Origin of the sequence: uncultured Campylobacter sp., assembly GCF_937997595.1 — a bacterium.
Lineage (GTDB): Bacteria > Campylobacterota > Campylobacteria > Campylobacterales > Campylobacteraceae > Campylobacter_B.
The window spans coordinates 1-1,898 of the sequence record NZ_CALKTS010000359.1 but is presented as its reverse complement, the minus strand read 5'-3'; the positions used below and the strand labels follow the sequence as shown (position 1 = coordinate 1,898).

Sequence of the window (1,898 nt, the reverse complement as noted above, 5' to 3'; positions counted from 1 at the left end):
GCTTCTTTTTTAATCCCGCCCATATTTGCACCTAAAATAAGAGTTGTGTTACTTTATGAAATTAAATTTTTAACTTAACATTATTTTAAGCTCAATAAAAGAGAAAATTTGAAAGAATTTCGTTTGAAATTTCGCCTTGAGGGGTCTGCTATGAGCTGCGCTTTAAAAGAGCTGGACGTCTTGCTAGTCGAGGATGATACTAAATTACTAGCCTCGCTGCATAAGGCGTTTGAGGGTATTTTTAACAACGTTTACAATGCCCAAAACGGGCTTGAAGGTGTGAAAAAATTCAAAAAATTTAGCCCCAATCTCGTCATTACCGACATTCTAATGCCGATCGAGGATGGGCTTGAGATGATACGCCAGATCAAGCAGATCTTTCCGCATGCCCCTATCGTGGTGCTTAGCGGCTTCAGTAGGGAGGAGCAGCTAAAAGGCGTTATGGAGATTGGCGTCGAGCGGTATTACTTTAAGCCGGTAGATATCGCCGCATTTGTGCTAGAGATAAGTGCATTGATGAAGTCTAAGCTGGACTCGGTACGAGTCGTAAATATGGGTGCCGGCTACGTATTTGACGGGCTTCGTCGTATTTTACTGAAGGATGGCGAGCAGATCGTGCTTACTAAAAAGGAGCTTTCTTTTGTTTCGCTGCTAGCCAGTCGTGTGGGCGAGCTGGTACTTTACGAGGAGATTAAGCGTTATGTTTGGACTGAAGGAGCCGTGAGTGATACGGCGCTTCGCACCTTCGTCAAGCGTATCCGCGATAAAGTGGGGGGCGAAATCATAAAAAACGTCCCGAGCCTGGGATACAAGATCGAGCTTGAGCCCGCTTAAATTTGATCGCGTTTTTGCTGCTTTATAATTTACGGAATTGCACTTGTAAAATTTTGCGTCGAAATATGTCGCGACATAATGTGTAGCGAGGCATATTTCCGCGCTCAAAGCGCCGCAGATTAAAATTTTACGCTCATATCCAACTTGCTAAATTTGACTTGATAAAATTTAACCTCTCAAGCTTTTCAAAAACTTCTTTGCTTAAAAGCCCAAACTAAAAATTTCTTGCTAAAATATCGCAAAATTCCGCGTTCTGCGAATCGCTCTAAAGGATTTGTTTTGAAAAATTTGCCCTCTAAAAATCTCTTTGTCTACACTAGCTCGCGTGCGCTACGCGCGGCACTACAAAGCGAAAGCGGCGGCGTGCTGGCGCCTAGGATTACGTTGGCGGAATTCTACGAAAAGGCGCTTTTTGTGCCGGATCTTGTCGCTTGCGGCGAGATAGACCGCGCGCTTTTTATGAAACAAGCGGTAAACGAGAGCAAGCGCGCAGACGAGAGGCTTAAATTCCCTAGCGAGCTTTACGAGTTTATGCGCAACCGCGAGTATCTTTTCGGTTTTTTCAAGGAGCTTGCGACGGAGCGCGTGAGTATCGATGCGCTCGATCTTAGCGACACCTATGCGTGGTACGCCGAGCATTTTGAAATTCTGCGAGAGCTAGCGAGGGCGTATGCAAGGATTTTGCGTGAGCATGGATTTTACGACGAGATCACGCTGCCCGTGCTTTATGAACTAAACGAATCCTATCTGCGCGGATTTGAGCGGATAGAAATCAACATCGACGGCAATCCTAGCGCATTTGAGTTCGAGGTTTTTAAGCGCGCTGCGGAGCTGAGCGAGGTCGTACTGAGCTTTAGAGTCACGACTTTAAATTCCAAGCCTGTGCGTGCGGTGGAGGAGCTCTGCGGCATAAGTCTAGACGCAGGTTTTGCATACCGCGTAAATCTTAGTACGGGTGAAATTTTAAGCCGAGAGCCGCTAAGCATGGGCGGAGCGGTTGTGTGTAGAGGCTTTGAGTTGCGAAGCTTGCAGGCGAGCTATGTTTTTGAAAAAATTTCATCCTT

The 1,898-nt window shown here is 45.9% G+C and carries 1 protein-coding gene and 1 pseudogene; both read left to right on the top strand.

Translation table 11 applies throughout. The features are described from left to right. The first annotated feature begins 108 nt into the window (after nt 1-108). On the top strand, nt 109-834 hold the full coding sequence (locus Q0614_RS12285; protein WP_298025120.1) for a response regulator transcription factor: 726 nt from the start codon (nt 109-111) through the stop codon (nt 832-834). A 279-nt stretch (nt 835-1,113) separates the two neighbouring features. Next, a pseudogene (locus tag Q0614_RS12280) lies at nt 1,114-1,898 on the top strand (hypothetical protein); the annotation flags it as partial.